The following is a 15,023-nucleotide window of genomic DNA, read 5'->3' on the forward strand; positions in this document are numbered from 1 at the left end:
CCGAGTCCCCGAGACCGAGCGGCGCGCCTTATCCACCCTACAACGGAGCCGGTTTCGTAGGGTGGATAAGCGCAGCGCATCCACCATCGGCCTCGCTGCCGACACGCTGTTGGCGGCGGCCACCCAAATTTGGAACTGCTGGATCCAGGTCGTGGTACTGGCGTTGTTGCGATGGCGACGCTAAAGTGTCGAGTTGGCTGGGAGTCACCGTTTCGACCGGTTCTGCCGCGTCGTCGCGAGGCTGCCGCAATACCCTCATCTTTCCCAGGTTGATTGAGTGAGCGCCCTCGCTTCCCGCGTGGACCTGGGTGATCTCGGTGCCGTCGATCGAATTACGGAGTCCCCATGCGCCTCTTTGCGAATCTCAGGCCTGTTCTCGGTGCCGTCCTGGCCACCGCATTGGTGACCCAGGTCGAGGCCACCAACCGTGCTTTGCCGGAGTTCACCGCCCTGGTGGCGCAGAACGGTCCCACGGTGGTGAATATCAGCACCAAACAGAGCCAGAATCTGACGAAGAGCTTTCCGGGCTATCCCATCCCCGACCTGCCCGAGGATAGCCCCCTGCAGGACTTTTTCAGGCATTTTTTCGGTGATCAGGGTGACTCCGGGGAGGCGCCGGAAGACGACGAGCAGGGACGCTCGCTGGGCTCGGGTTTCATCGTCTCCGCGGATGGCTACGTCCTGACCAATGCCCACGTCGTCGAGGGGGCGGAGGAAATCATCGTGCGTACCAGTGATCGCCGGGAATTCGTGGCAACTCCGGTGGGGGCGGATAAACGCAGTGACATTGCTTTGCTGAAAGTCGAGGCCACCGACCTGCCGGCCGCGCGGATCGGTTCGGCCAAGGACCTGCAGGTCGGTGAGTGGGTGCTCGCCATCGGTTCGCCCTTCGGCTTCGAACACTCCGCAACAGCGGGTATCGTCAGTGCCAAGGGCCGTAATCTCCCCAGTGAAAACTACGTGCCCTTCATCCAGACCGACGTGGCCATCAACCCGGGCAATTCGGGCGGTCCGCTGTTCAACCTGGACGGCGAGGTGATCGGCGTCAATAGTCAGATCTACAGCCGGACCGGCGGCTTCATGGGTCTCTCGTTTGCCATCCCGATCGACGTGGCGATGGACGTCGTCGAGCAGATCAAGACCAAGGGGCGCGTCAGCCGCGGTTGGCTGGGGGTGTTGATTCAGGACGTCACCCGCGATCTGGCCCCGACCTTCGGATTGACTCAGCCGCGCGGCGCGCTGGTGGCGCAGGTTCTGCCCGACAGCCCGGCGGCGACTGCCGGGGTCAACGTCGGCGACGTGATTTTGACCTACAACGGCAAGGAGGTGACGACCTCGAGCGCGCTGCCGCCCCTGGTCGGAACCACTCCGGTCGGCGAGTCCGCCCACCTGGAGGTCCTGCGCCAGGGTCACTCTGTTGCCTTGGAAGTCAAGATCGCGGAACTCCCCGAGGACGACGGCGCTGCTGACGATCAGGGCGGCAAGGGCGCCGAGCCTGCCGCCAGCGATTTCAACCGCTTGGGAATGGTGGCCATCGAACTGCGTCCGGAGCAGCGCGAGCAACTCGGGATCGCGCAGGGCGGCGCGCTGGTCGAGCGGGTGAAGGAAGGGCCGGCTGCGCAGGCCGGACTCACCGCGGGAGACGTCATCCTCATGCTGGACAACCAGACGATCGACGATGTCGCCGGGCTCAACCGCATCCTGGAAGCGCTCGAACCCGGACGCTCGATCTCCGTGCTGATCCAGCGGGGCGAGGGGCGCATGTTCTACGCGCTGCGCGTTCCCAAGCTGTAGATGCTGCAACCGGCCCCGCGGTCCTGCCGCGGCACCGGCGCTTCTGCTATGATGGCGCAGTTTTTGCGGCAGCAGTTGCCGCGGCGCGGCTTGGGCCGCTGCCGTGGCTAGACCGGCTGACCGCGCACCCCGGCGGTCCGGTCTTGCTCCCCGACGCCCCGCACCCAGAGAGCCCCAGGGCGCCCCACACCGATGACTGATCTGACCCATATCCGCAATTTCTCGATCATTGCCCACATCGACCACGGCAAGTCGACGATCGCGGACCGCTTCATCCAGATCTCCGGCGCACTGAGCGAGCGTGAGATGTCGAGCCAGGTCCTGGACTCCATGGACCTGGAGAAGGAGCGCGGGATCACCATCAAGGCGCAGAGCGTCACCCTGGAGTTCAAGTCCCGCGACGGGCGGACCTACAACCTCAATTTCATCGACACGCCGGGCCATGTGGACTTCTCCTACGAGGTCTCGCGCTCGCTGGCGGCCTGTGAGGGCGCCCTGCTGGTGGTGGATGCCGCCCAAGGCGTCGAGGCGCAAAGTGTGGCCAACTGCTACACGGCCATCGAGCAGGGGCTTGAGGTGCTGCCGGTCCTGAACAAGATCGACCTGCCGTCCGCGGAGCCGGAGCGGGTGATCCGCGAGATCGAGGAAATCATCGGCATTGAGGCCAAGGACGCCCTGCGCGTCAGCGCCAAGACCGGCGAGGGCATCCCCGAGTTGCTGGAGACGCTGGTCACGCGCATCCCGCCGCCCAAAGGCGACCGCGATGCCCCCTTGCAGGCGCTGATCATCGACTCCTGGTTCGACCCCTACGTCGGCGTGGTGTCGCTGGTGCGGGTGATGAACGGCGAGATCCGTCGGCGCGACAAGATTGTCATGCTGTCCATCGGGCGCACCCAACAGGTCGACGCCGTAGGTGTCTTTACCCCCAAGAAAACCGAGCGTCCGAGTCTGGGGCCCGGTGAGGTCGGCTATCTCATCGCCGCCATCAAGGAAATCGACGGCGCTCCGGTGGGCGACACCATCACCCGACCCGAGCGGCCGGGTGAGAAGCTCCCCGGTTTCAAGGAGATGCGCCCGCGGGTTTTCGCCGGACTCTATCCGGTCGACTCCGACGCCTATGAGGATCTGCGCGACGCCCTGGGCAAGCTGCGGCTCAACGACGCCTCGCTGTTCTACGAGCCCGAGGTGTCCCAGGCCCTGGGTTTCGGTTTCCGCTGTGGGTTTCTGGGCATGCTCCACATGGAGATCGTCCAGGAGCGGCTGGAGCGCGAATATGATCTGGATCTGATCACCACCGCCCCCACGGTGATCTATGAGGTGCTGCGCCAGGACGGCGAGGTCATCCGCATCGACAACCCGGCCAACCTTCCCGAGCCGAATCGGATCAGCGAGGTCCGCGAACCGATTATCGAGGCCCATATTCTCACGCCCCAGGATTATCTGGGTAACGTGATCAATCTGTGCATCGAAAAGCGTGGGGTGCAGAAGCAAATCCAGTATCTGGGCGGCCAGGTGATGGTGAGCTACGAGTTACCGCTGGCCGAGGTGGTACTGGACTTTTTCGACCGGCTCAAGTCCGCGAGCCGCGGCTATGCCTCCTTCGAGTACGAGCTGAAGCGCTTTCAAGCCTCCGACCTGATCAAGCTTGATGTGTTGATCAATGGTGACAAGGTGGATTCGCTCTCGACGATCGTGCACCGCTCGGTCTCGCAGTCGCGCGGTCACGACATCACGGTGCGGATGAAGGAGCTGATCCCGCGGCAAATGTTCGAGGTCGCCATCCAGGCCGCCATCGGCAGCAAGATCATCGCCCGCACCACGGTCAAACCCCTGCGCAAGAATGTCACGGCCAAGTGCTACGGCGGCGACGTGAGCCGCAAGCGCAAGCTGCTGGACAAGCAAAAAGCGGGTAAGCGGCGCATGAAACAGGTGGGCAAGGTGGAGATCCCGCAAGCCGCCTTCCTGGCCGTGCTGCAGATGACCAAGGATTAGCTTTTTTTCTATTCAACCGAGACCTGCTCTACGTCATGAACTTCGATTTTCCGGCCTTTTTGGTGCTGGCTTCCGCCGTGACGGGCGGCATCTGGCTGGTGGATGCGCTCGCCTTCGCCCCGCGGCGGCGGCGCCTGGTACAGGCGGCCGCCGCGGCGGATGGCGGGATGTCCGGTGTCGCCGTCTATCGCGAACCTGTCCTGGTGGAGTACGCGCGCTCGTTCTTTCCGGTGATCTTCGCCGTCCTGCTGCTGCGCTCCTTTGTGGTCGAGCCGTTTCGCATCCCCTCCAACTCGATGATGCCGACGCTGTTGACCGGCGACTTCATTCTTGTCAATAAGTTTGCCTACGGGTTGCGCCTGCCGGTGAGCAACACCAAGATTGTCAATCTGGGCGAGCCGCGCCATGGGGATGTCGTCGTCTTCAAGTACCCGCAGGACGGCAAGACCGACTACATCAAGCGCATCATCGGTCTGCCTGGTGACGAGATCTGGTATCAGAACAAGACCGTCTATCTCAACGGCCAGCCCCAGGGCCAGTTGCCGATCGGCCGTTATGCCGGTGTCGCCTCGGGCGCGGTGATGACCGGGGCGCGGGAGGCCGTTGAAAACCTGGATGGGGTGGAGCATCACACGTTGATTCGTCAGGGTGCGCCGGACCTGCCTCCAGGCTGTCGTGCGCTCGCCGCGGGGCCGATCAGGGTGCCGCCCAACCAGTATTTCGTGATGGGCGACAATCGCGACAACAGTAACGATAGCCGCTGCTGGGGCTTCGTACCTGAAGCGAACCTGGTGGGCAAGGCGTTCGCCATCTGGATGCATTGGGACAGCGAGCGTGATGGTATTCCGATCGCATGGGATCGGCTCGGTCATGTGATTCGATAGCGGAGGTAACGCGATGCCGGGGATGCGTGCGGTGCAGCGGGGGATGGGGATGAGCGCCATCTTATTCGTTCTGGTCGTGGTGATCTTTGCCATGACCCTGCTCTTCAAGCTCGGACCATCGTACATGAGCTTCTATACGTTGAAGTCCATTATGAACAGTGTCGCGGAGAGTCCTGAGCCCATTCTGGGAGGCAAGCCCGCGGTGATGAGACAAATCGAAAACCAGATGATGGTGAATGACGTCAGGTCGGTGGACAGCAAAGCCTTCACCGTCAAGAAGAGCGGTGAAAACACCTTGGATCTGACGCTTGATTATGAGCAGCGGACCCACATCTTCGCTAACGCCGACGTGGTGCTGACGTTCAAGCACACGGTTGTGGTCAAGGGCCGGTGAACGCGGACGCCCGACGATTTGCCCGCGCACTCAACCACGCCTTTGCCCGTGAGGACCTGCTGGTGCAGGCCCTCACGCATCGCAGTGTCGGGGCCGCCAACAATGAGCGTCTGGAGTTTCTGGGTGATGCCCTGATCGGCTTCACCATCGCCGAGGCCCTGGTGAGTCGCTTCCCCCAAGCCGACGAGGGCGCCTTGAGCCGGATGCGTGCCTCCCTGGTCAAGCGTGAGTCCCTGGCCCAGCTTGCCCGCGGTCTGCAGCTTGGCGATTATCTGCGGTTGGGTGGCGGCGAACTGCGCACCGGCGGCCATACCCGCGACTCGATTCTCGCCGATGCACTGGAGGCGGTGCTGGGAGCCGTCTATCTGGACAGTGGATTCACTCCGGCGCGATCCGTCATCCTGGCCCTGTTTCGGGCCCACTTGGAGCAACTCGATGATTCCCGTGCCAGCAAGGATCCCAAGACCCGTTTGCAGGAGTTCCTGCAGGCGCGTCGCCGCCCCATTCCGGAGTACGAGGTGGTGACCATCGGCGGTACCCAGCACGACCAGAGCTTCACGGTACAATGTGTCTTGCCCGACGACGGACAGTCGGCGCGCGGTGAAGGGAGCAGCCGACGGCGAGCCGAGCAGGCGTCCGCCGAAGCGATGCTGGTGCGGATTGGCGAGGTTGCTCATGGTTGAGCCAGCGGGCGATCCGGTGATTCGTCGGTGCGGCTATGTGACCATCGTCGGGCGCCCCAACGTCGGCAAGTCGACGCTGCTCAACCGCATTCTGGGTCAGAAGCTCGCGATTACCTCACACAAGGCCCAGACGACCCGCCACGCCATCCTCGGCGTCAAGACCCTGCCCGCGGGTCAGGCCCTGTTCATCGACACCCCAGGGATCCACCAGCGCGGTGACGGGGCATTGAACCGCTACCTCAACCGCGCCGCCCGGTCGGCCATCGGTGACACCAATCTCGTTCTCTTCGTGGTCGAGGCCCTGCGCTGGACCGCGGAGGACGACTTGGCCCTGGACGCCCTGGTGAATGCCAAGGTCCCGGCGATTGCCGTGATCAACAAGGTGGATGGCGTACCCGATAAGACGGCACTGCTCCCGTACCTTCAGGCACTGGCGGCGCGGTATCCCTTCCTTTCCTTGCTGCCGGTGTCCGCGGCGCGGGGGACCGGTATCGAGGCCCTCGGACAGGCGGTGATCGCCGCCCTCCCGGAGGGTGAACCGCAGTTTCCGGAGGATCAGATCACCGACCGGTCGGAGCGGTTCTTTGCCGCCGAACTCTTGCGTGAGCAACTGGTGCAGCGTTATGGGGAGGAATTACCCTATCGGACGACGGTGGAGATCGAGCGCTTTGTCGAAGACGGTGGGCGCTACCGGATCAATGCCCTGATTTGGGTCGAGCGGTCGGGGCAGAAAGCCATACTGATCGGTCACCGCGGCGCGGCCATGAAGGCGACTGCAACCCAGGCGCGTCTGGAGATGCAAAAACTCTTCGGCTGTCCGGTACACCTGGAAGTCTGGGTCAAGATCAAGAAAAGCTGGTCCAGTGACGAAGCCGCGCTGGCCCAATTGGGGTACCGCGACGCGTGAGCGGCTCCGGCGGGTTGATCCGCGCCTTCGTACTGCATCGGCGCGACTTCAGCGACACCAGTCTCCTGGTGGAACTCTTCGCCGAGGGTCATGGCCGGTTCCCGGCCATCGCCAAGGGGGCGCGTCGCGGGCGCAGTCCGACGAGTGCCCTGTTGCAACCGTTTCAGCCGTTGTGGATCGGAGTGGTCGGGCGTGGCGAAGTGCTGACCCTGACCCGCAGCGAGGCGGCCGGACGCGCCTTTGCGCTGGCCGGGCGGGCCTTGCCCTGCGGTTTCTATCTGAACGAAATCCTCATGCGGCTATTGGGCCGCAATGATCCGCAGGACCCGGTCTTTGCCTTTTATCATGCCGCCCTCGGCCAATTGGCCGAGGGTCAGGACCTGGATTCGGCGCTGCGCCGGTTTGAACTGCGCCTCCTCGACGCCTTGGGTTACGCGCCCTCACTCGATCGGGTGATGGATGTCGGCGACCCGGTGGACCCGCGGTATCACTATGTCGTCGAGCCGGGTCGGGGCACGCGACTGGCCGACGCCGATGACCTGGGCGAGCCGATCGCCGGCGCGACGCTGTTGGCGCTTGCCCGCGGGGACAGCCTGGGCGCTGATCAGGTCCGGCAGGCGCGCACCCTGCTGCGGCGGCTGCTCGAACCCCACCTGGGACCTAAACCGCTGAAGAGCCGGGAGCTGTTTCGGCGCGCGGGTGGTGGTACCGGACATCGCGATACGACGCCGGCGACTGATATAGCCGTCGGACGTGATAGCCGGACGTAGGGGCGGGTTTTAAACCCGCCCCTACATGAGTATCTGTCCGGATATCAGGTACGAAGGCTATAAACCCAGGACTTTGTCCGCAACTGAACATCAATGATCGAGAGTCGACATGCACGACACCGCACCGCCCGAGGTTCTGCTTGGGGTTAACATCGACCACGTCTGTACCATTCGGCAGGCGCGCGGTACCCGCTATCCTGAGCCGATCCAGGCCGCCCTGGTGGCGGAGCAGGCGGGCGCCGATCTCATTACACTGCATCTGCGGGAGGACCGCCGGCATATCCAGGATCGGGACGTGGAACTGCTGCGCGATATCCTGGTGACGCGGATGAATCTGGAAATGGCGGCAACCCCCGAGATGGGCCGCATCGCCGCCAGACTGCGCCCGCCGGATTGTTGTCTTGTGCCCGAGCGGCGTGCCGAATTGACCACCGAGGGTGGTCTGGACGTGGTCGGTCAGCGCGCTGCTCTCACCGAGTTCTGCGCCATGTTGGCGGAGGCGGGCGTGCGGGTCTCGCTCTTCATCGACGCCAGTCCGGAACAGCTCGAGGCGGCCCAGGCGGTGGGCGCCCCGGTCGTCGAGATCCATACCGGGGCCTATGCGGACGCCCGCACCGAGGAGCAGCGGGCCGTCGAGTTTCGACGCATCCGGCGCGCGGTGGAGCAGGGCCTGGCGCTCGGACTCCAGGTGAACGCCGGGCACGGGCTGGATTACCATAACGTCAAGGCCATCGCCGCCATCCCCGGCATCAGGGAGCTGAATATCGGCCACGCTATCGTCGCGCGTGCACTGTTTTCCGGATTGGATCAGGCGGTCCGTGACATGAAGCGGGTGATCGACGCCGCCGTGGTGCGGCCCGCTTGATTTGGGCATGCGCAATGCCGTTGCACCTCCAGGTCATTTGCGCTTATTTGTCTTCATTTGCAGCCAACGGCTCTCTTCAGGATCACTGCTGCCATGCCTTCTCGCACCCTGACGCTGGTCCTTGCCGCCAAGCGCGGTACCGGACTCGATCCACTCACGCTTCATCGCCCCAAGGCTGCCGTTCCCTTCGGCGGCAAGTTCCGGGTGATCGATTTCACCCTGGCCAATTGTCTGCATTCAGGGCTGCGCCAGGTTCTGGTTCTCACCCAGTACAAGAGTCACTCACTGCATAAACACCTGCGTGACGGCTGGTCGATCTTCAACCCGGAACTGGGCGATTTCATCACCCCGGTACCCGCCCAGCAGCGTGAGGGACTGAACTGGTATGGCGGTCCCGGCGATGCCATCCGCCAGAATCGTTATCTGCTGGAGCGCAGCGCTGCCAGCGAGGTGCTGGTGCTGGCCGGTGAGGCGATCTATCGCATGGACTACGCGGAGCTGATCCGCGCACACCGCGAGTCGGGCGCTCAAGTGACCCTGGCCGTGCGCGGTCGTCGCGAGCCCGGCTCCAGTGTGCAGCCGCTGGTCTTGGCGGATCAGGACAGTCGTATTCTGGGTCTGACGGCACCCCAGCCGGATCCCGCTCCGCCTCCGCCCGCGGATGATGCACTTGCCACCATGGGCGTCTATTGCTTTGACAAGTCCTGGCTGCTGAGCGTGCTGGATCAGGCCGGCGAGGGTCCGGATGAGGATCTTGGCGTGGACTGGATCGCACCGCACCTCGGCACGGCGCTCGCCTACGGTTACCGCTTTGGCGGCGAGCGCGGCCGGGTGACCCCGGATCGCTATTGGTGTGACCTCGCCTCGATCGACGCCTACTACCAGGCCAATATGGGTCTCTTGCGTGCCGAGCCGCCGCTCGATCTCTATCAGGCCGATTGGAACATCCGGACCTATCAGGGCCAGTATCCGCCGGCGCGCACCGTCCCCGGCGCGGTCAGCGGGACCGAGGGCATTTTCGTCAACTCGATGCTGGCGGCCGGCACCGTGATCTCCGGCGGCGGCGTCAACCATTGCATCCTCTTCACCCGGGTTGGCGTGCGCGACGGTGCCATCGTCGACGCCTCCATCCTCTTCGATGGCGTGGTGGTCGGGGAGGGCGCGCACTTGCGTACCTGCATCATCGAGAAAGACGTGCGGATTCCGCCGAAGGAGCGCATCGGCTTTGACCGCAAGCAGGATCAGGAGCGTTTTACGGTCTCCCCGCAGGGGGTCGTCGTGGTGCCGAAGGGGTATCGATTCTGACCGGTCGGCCGTGCGCAGCCGTGCCCAGACCTCCGGGGTCGTCGTGGTGCCGAAGGGGTATCGATTCTGACCCCCGGCGAGTGTCTCGCCGCCTATCGAGTGGCTGATGTTGATGGTTGAATCTCCGTGCATCTCCGTCTGTCAGATGGATCCTGCGTGCGGCCTGTGTCGTGGCTGCTTTCGCACCCGTGATGAAATCGCCGACTGGAGCAGCGCGACGGATCACACCCGACTGCGCATCCTGGCGGCCGTCGCGCAGCGCCGTGAGGAACACGATCCCTGGCAGGGTGATTTTCGTTGTGACTGCGAACGCTGATGGCATGACGACTCATGGCGATCACACGATCTGGCAGGATGTATACCGCCCGAATACGTCAGTTGGTGATGTGTATCTGAAGCTAACGGTCATTGATGACGTACTTATCGTGTCCTTCAAGGAGCTATGAACATGAAATGTCCTGTTTGCGGCGCGGCCGAACTGATTCCTGACGTTCGCGACCTCCCCTATACCTACAAGGGCGAAACCACCATCATTTCAGAGGTAACGGGCGAATTTTGCCCGGCCTGCTCCGAATCCGTCTTGGCCGCGGCGGAGTCTGATCGCGTCATGCGTGAGATGCGAGCCTTCTCAAAGCAGGTCAACGCCGCTATCGTTGATCCTGGATTCATCACCAAAGTGCGCAAGAAACTCGCCCTCGATCAGCGCGAAGCGGCCGAAATATTTGGCGGTGGTGTCAATGCGTTCTCGCGGTACGAGAACGGAAAGACGAAGCCACCTTTGGCCTTGGTTAAACTGCTAAAGGTGCTTGATCGTCACCCCGATCTATTGGACGAGGTTAGGTCGGCATAGGGTACTTGGTTCAGGGTACCATCCTCTTCGATGGTGTCGTGGTGGGGGAGCGGGCGCATCTGCGCTCCTGCATCAGGGTTTCAAACCCGCCCCGACACCAAGGGTCTGTCCGGATATCAGGTAAGAAGGCTATACCTCAGCGAGACGACAGGTCGGGGGAGCCGGAAGTTCCGGGGCGGACCTTTCCTGGGTTTTCTGTTCCATCGCGTCCGGGCCCCCCAATCGCAAGAAAACGCTACGTGCTCGGGTCGCACGACAAGGTGCGTCTGCTGTCCGCGATCTGGTCGGTCCAAAGCGGTGATGGTCGCCAGTTGGCCAGCCAGCCGGTGACCGCAGCCGCTGGCATCGGGCGGGCAATGCCGTAGCCCTGCGCCAGCTCGCAGCCGAGTTGCAGCAGCCGCTCGCACTGCTCCAGGGTCTCCACGCCTTCGGCGCTGGCCTCGCGGCAGAAGGCGTTGGCCAGGCCCAGAATGCTTTCGACGATCGCCAGGTCATCCGGGTTGTTGAGCATGTCGCCGACGAAGCTCCGGTCGATCTTCAATGCTGTGACCCCCAAGTGTTTCAGATAGGTCAACGCGCAATAGCCGATGCCGAAATCGTCCAAGATACAACTCACCCCGAGTTCGCGGCAGTCCGCGACGACCTGGGAGACCTGCGCCAGGTCTTGCATCGCACTGACTTCCAGGATTTCCAGCGCGAGGCTCGACGGCTTGACCGCGGGATGCGCCGCCAGCAGGGCGCGCAGACGCGCGACAAAATTCGCCTGCTGTAACGGGCGAACGCCGACATTGACGCTGACCGGTAGATCGAGTCCGCTCGCCTGCCAGATGTCCATCTGAGTCAGCGCGGTCTCGATGACCCATTCGCCGAGTGCGGTCGCCAGCGGGTCATCCTCGATCGCCGGCAGGAACTCCTGCGGGAGCAACAGTCCGCGTTGCGGATGTTGCCAACGGATCAAGGCCTCGGCGCCGATGACAGCCCCGCTGCGCAGGTTGATCTTGGGCTGGTAATAGAGCACGAATTCGCGTGCGACCAGGGCACGGCGGATGCGCTCCAGAGCCTCATGTTCTCCCTGGGTGCGATGGTGCTCTTCGACGTTGAAGACATGGTAACGATTCTTGCCTGTCAGCTTGGCCTGATACATGGCCTGATCGGCCTGACGCAGCAATTGATCCGCGTCCACCTCCTGCGGCTGCGGGTAGAAGGTGACGCCGATACTCGCCGAGACCTGCACGGCGAGATCGCCGAGGGGGATCGGTGCGGCAGCGGCGGCAAGCAGGCGGTTGAGTAGCGGCACACTGGCGTCGCTGCCTTCCAGATCGACCAGCACGGCAACGAACTCGTCCCCACCAAGGCGCGCCAGGGTGTCGCCTTCGCGCAGAGTCTGCTTGAGTTGATTGGCTAGGGTCACCAAGAACTGATCGCCAACGGCGTGTCCATGGCGGTCATTGATGGCCTTGAAGCCATCCAGGTCGAGATAGGCCACCGCCAGGTGTTGTCCCCGTCGCCGGGTCTGCGCCATGGACTGGTGCAGACGGTCGGCCAGCAGCAGGCGGTTGGGCAGCCCGGTCAGCGCGTCGGTATGGGCGAGGTGTTCAAAGCGCGCTTCGCTGTCCCGCAATGCCTGCTCGCGCTCGCGCAACTGGAGTTGCAGTCCAACCCGCAGACGCAGCACCGGCGGATTGATCGGTTTAGGGATGAAATCCGCCGCGCCGGCCTCCAGGGCATGGGTCTCCGTGTCTGGATCCTGGCTGGCGGTCACGCAGATCACGGGAATGTCCTTGAGGCGCGGGTCGGCGCGAAGCGTCCGGCACAGGGTGTAACCGTCCATCTCGGGCATCATGACATCGAGCAGGATCATCACCGGCAACCCATCCGCGGCCAGGCGCTCCAGCGCCTTCGGCCCGGATAAGGCAAAGTCGCACCGGCAGACGGACTTCAGCGCCCGCGCCATGATCTGTACGCTGGCGGGATCGTCATCGACGATCAGTATCCAGATAGCGGGGTTCTCAGGCATCACGTCAACCTCATGGCGGAACGACGAGCCAACGGTTACAGGCCACGAGTATAGACTGCGTCAGCCCGGATGCACCCGGATGACGGGCGTCGGATCGATCACCCAACCGGACGCCCGTCATGGGGGAGCTGGCCCAGCCTGATCGTCTGATTGGCGCGCGGGCGCCAGACGCGCCAAGGCCTCGGTAAAGCGCAGCGACTGGATCATCTGCGCCAGCGCCTGGGTCGCGGCCTGACCGTCGCGCCGCGCCAGGGCCGGTTGCAGCGCCTCGAACAGATCCAGAGCCGCCAGATCATGCCCGGCCAGGGCGTCGCAGAGCGCGGTGAGCCGGCCCTCGTCCAGCGACGCATCGGGCTCTGCATCCGGCAGCGGTGCTGCACGTTCCAGCCAGGGCGCCAGCGCGGTAAGCAGCGCGCACAACCGCGCATCGAAGTCCGCCAGCGCCGGCGCCGGGTCCGCCAGCGGGTCGGCGAGCGCGGTCTCCAGCACCTGGGCGCTCTGCGCCAGTTCGAGTGCGCCAAGGTTCCCGGCGAGGCCGCGCAGGGTATGCAGCCGTCGGGCGGCGGCAATGACCTCGCCGCACGCCAGCGCCTGTCGTGTCTGCTGGGTTGCGTCGGCGAAATCGGCGGCAAACCGATGTGCCAGACGCAGGAAGAAGGCCCCGTCCTGGTCGAGCAGGCGCGCCGCCCGGTGGCGATCGATGCCGGGGATGTCCGGAAACCCCGCCGGACCTGGCGACGGCGCGCGGACCGGTCCATCGGCCACGGGGGTGACCGCCGGTCGAGGGTTGGTCCAGCGGCGCAGCACCGCGACCAGGTCATCCAGGTCCACGGGTTTCGCCACGAAGTCGCTGACGCCGGCCTCCAACGCCACTTGGCGCTGCTCGGCCAGCACGCCGGCGGAGAAGGCGATCACGGGCAACTCGGTCAGGCCAAGTTCCTGGCGGATCGCGCGGGTCGCGGTGAGTCCGTCCATTACCGGCATTTGGATGTCCATCAACACGGCGTTGAAATCCTGGGATTCGGCGCGCAGACAGTCCAGGGCCTGCTGGCCATCGGCGACCAGGGTCGCACGGGCACCCTCGCGCCTCAGTACACGTTCGACGACCTCCCGATTCAGGGGGCTGTCATCCACCACCAGACAATGCACGCCGCTCAGGCAGGGTCCGGTTGGCCGCTCGGCGGGCGCGGCCCCGTCCGGCGGCGTGTCGTTCGCGCTGGCCCGCTCGCAGGGCAGTTCGCACCAGAAGGTACTGCCGACCCCCAGGGTGCTGTCCACCCCGAAGCGGCCCCCCATCCGCTCCACCAACTGTTTGCTGATGGCCAGGCCCAGCCCGGTACCGCCGAACCGGCGGGAAATGCTCCCATCGGCCTGGGTAAAGGAGGTACCCAGGATGGCCAGGTACTCGGGGCTGATCCCGATCCCGGTGTCGCGGACCTCCAGGCGCAGACGCACCGTCCGGGTGTCGACCTCCTGTTGGCTGACCCGGATGAGCACCCCGCCGCGCTCGGTGAATTTCACCGCGTTGCCGACCAGGTTCACGAGGATCTGCTCCAACCGCAGCGGGTCCCCGCGCAGCCAGGAGGAGGGCCCCGCCGGCATCTCGAGCCGGAAGTCGAGCCCCTTGGCCCGGGCCTGCTGACCCAGGAGGCTCTTCACCTGGGCCAGCACAGACGCCGGCGCGAAGGTCCGCACCTCCAGGCGCAACTGGCCGGACGCGAGCTTGGAGAGATCGAGGATGTCGTTGACCAGCGCGAGCAGGGTCCGCCCGGCCATGCGCAGCCGTTGGACCAGGTGGCGTTGCTCCTCAGACAACACCTCGCCTTCCAGCAGTTGCGCCAGGCCCAGCATGGCATTGAGCGGGGTGCGGATCTCATGGCTCATGTTGGACAGGAATTCGGATTTGACCCGGGTCGCCTGCTCGGCCGCCTCGCGGGCCTGTTTGAGGTCGGTGATGTCGTAAAGATTGATCAGTAACCGATCATCGAAGGATGGACCCAGTGCCGAGGCCCCGATCAGCAGCGTGCGATCCTGGCCAGTCTTGCAGCGGATGGTCACTTCCGGCATCGCCGCGAATCGTCCGCCGTCTTGCCGGGCCTGTTCGATCCGTTCCCGCCAGGTGTCCATGACCCACTGGCGATAGTCAGAATCGGGATAGGCCAGCGGCCACCAGTCCGCCACGGTGGGAATATCCGCCAGCGTATAGCCGAACAGCTTGATAAAAGCCGGATTCAGATAGGTGATGCACTGCTCTGCATCGTTCAAGGCAAAGGGGACCGGTGAGGCGTCGATGATGGCGCGGAATCGTTGCTCGCTATCGCGCAGGGCGCGGTCGGCCGCGTGGCGTTCGGTGACGTCTTGAACACATCCAAAGAGGCGTGTGACACGTTTTTCCGTGCCGATTTCCACATTGCCGGCGGCCATTAACTCGACTTTGGCCATTTTTGCCTGAGGCCGGGCGCTGTGCACGGGTGGGCTGGACCAGGGCCGGCGGCTCCTGCGGAGGTGGCGGCAGCGGGAGACCGGCGGTATCGTCTGAAGTCGACCAAAACACCAGCCGTC

Annotated in this window: 13 protein-coding genes and 2 pseudogenes; 13 read left to right on the top strand and 2 right to left on the bottom strand. The window is 64.2% G+C overall.

The features are described from left to right. The 13 genes and pseudogenes from QZY03_RS16585 to QZY03_RS16640 all read left to right on the top strand — a co-directional run. Positions 1-184 (top strand): annotated as a pseudogene (locus tag QZY03_RS16585) (hypothetical protein); the annotation flags it as partial. 161 nt (positions 185-345) lie between these two features. Next, positions 346-1,794, top strand: a complete 1,449-nt coding sequence (locus QZY03_RS16590) for a DegQ family serine endoprotease (RefSeq protein ID WP_295582974.1) — start codon at positions 346-348, stop codon at positions 1,792-1,794. 192 nt (positions 1,795-1,986) lie between these two features. After that, positions 1,987-3,786, top strand: coding sequence for a translation elongation factor 4 (gene lepA / locus QZY03_RS16595; RefSeq protein WP_295582977.1), 1,800 nt, complete (start codon positions 1,987-1,989; stop codon positions 3,784-3,786). Positions 3,787-3,821: 35 nt separating this feature from the next. After that, a complete protein-coding gene (lepB, locus tag QZY03_RS16600; RefSeq protein ID WP_295582979.1) occupies positions 3,822-4,670 on the top strand; it encodes a signal peptidase I in 849 nt (282 codons plus the stop codon). Between the two features lie 13 nt (positions 4,671-4,683). Next, entirely contained in the window at positions 4,684-5,064 is a 381-nt protein-coding gene (locus tag QZY03_RS16605) for a DUF4845 domain-containing protein (RefSeq protein WP_295582981.1), read from the top strand. Beyond that, entirely contained in the window at positions 5,061-5,747 is a 687-nt protein-coding gene (gene rnc / locus QZY03_RS16610; RefSeq protein WP_295582983.1) for a ribonuclease III, read from the top strand. Before QZY03_RS16605 ends, rnc begins: the two co-directional genes overlap by 4 nt. Next, entirely contained in the window at positions 5,740-6,654 is a 915-nt protein-coding gene (gene era, locus QZY03_RS16615) for a GTPase Era (RefSeq protein ID WP_295582985.1), read from the top strand. The genes rnc and era overlap by 8 nt, the downstream gene beginning before the upstream one ends. Next, positions 6,651-7,424, top strand: a complete 774-nt coding sequence (recO, locus tag QZY03_RS16620; protein ID WP_295582987.1) for a DNA repair protein RecO — start codon at positions 6,651-6,653, stop codon at positions 7,422-7,424. Before era ends, recO begins: the two co-directional genes overlap by 4 nt. 109 nt (positions 7,425-7,533) lie before the next feature. Further along, the gene (gene pdxJ, locus QZY03_RS16625) at positions 7,534-8,289 is read left to right on the top strand and encodes a pyridoxine 5'-phosphate synthase (RefSeq protein ID WP_295582988.1); all 756 of its coding nucleotides are present in this window, start codon (positions 7,534-7,536) and stop codon (positions 8,287-8,289) included. A gap of 93 nt (positions 8,290-8,382) precedes the next feature. Then, on the top strand, positions 8,383-9,594 hold the full coding sequence (locus QZY03_RS16630; protein ID WP_295582990.1) for a glucose-1-phosphate adenylyltransferase family protein: 1,212 nt from the start codon (positions 8,383-8,385) through the stop codon (positions 9,592-9,594). 112 nt (positions 9,595-9,706) lie between these two features. Beyond that, positions 9,707-9,910: a DUF1289 domain-containing protein gene (locus QZY03_RS16635; protein ID WP_295582992.1), complete on the top strand. Its 204-nt coding sequence runs from the start codon at positions 9,707-9,709 to the stop codon at positions 9,908-9,910. Between the two features lie 4 nt (positions 9,911-9,914). After that, positions 9,915-10,040, top strand: coding sequence for a type II toxin-antitoxin system MqsR family toxin (locus QZY03_RS32155; protein WP_363170056.1), 126 nt, complete (start codon positions 9,915-9,917; stop codon positions 10,038-10,040). A 2-nt stretch (positions 10,041-10,042) separates the two neighbouring features. Next, positions 10,043-10,444 (top strand): type II toxin-antitoxin system MqsA family antitoxin, encoded by a 402-nt coding sequence (locus QZY03_RS16640; protein WP_295582994.1) that lies wholly within the window; start codon positions 10,043-10,045, stop codon positions 10,442-10,444. A gap of 235 nt (positions 10,445-10,679) precedes the next feature. On the opposite strand, the pseudogene QZY03_RS16645 reads toward QZY03_RS16640, so the two are convergent. Further along, positions 10,680-12,437, bottom strand: a pseudogene (locus QZY03_RS16645) (EAL domain-containing protein); the annotation flags it as partial. Positions 12,438-12,578: 141 nt separating this feature from the next. Then, positions 12,579-14,903 (bottom strand): ATP-binding protein, encoded by a 2,325-nt coding sequence (locus QZY03_RS16650; protein WP_295582997.1) that lies wholly within the window; start codon positions 14,901-14,903, stop codon positions 12,579-12,581. Positions 14,904-15,023 lie beyond the last annotated feature (120 nt).

Source organism: uncultured Lamprocystis sp., from assembly GCF_903933125.1.
Lineage (GTDB): Bacteria > Pseudomonadota > Gammaproteobacteria > Chromatiales > Chromatiaceae > Thiodictyon.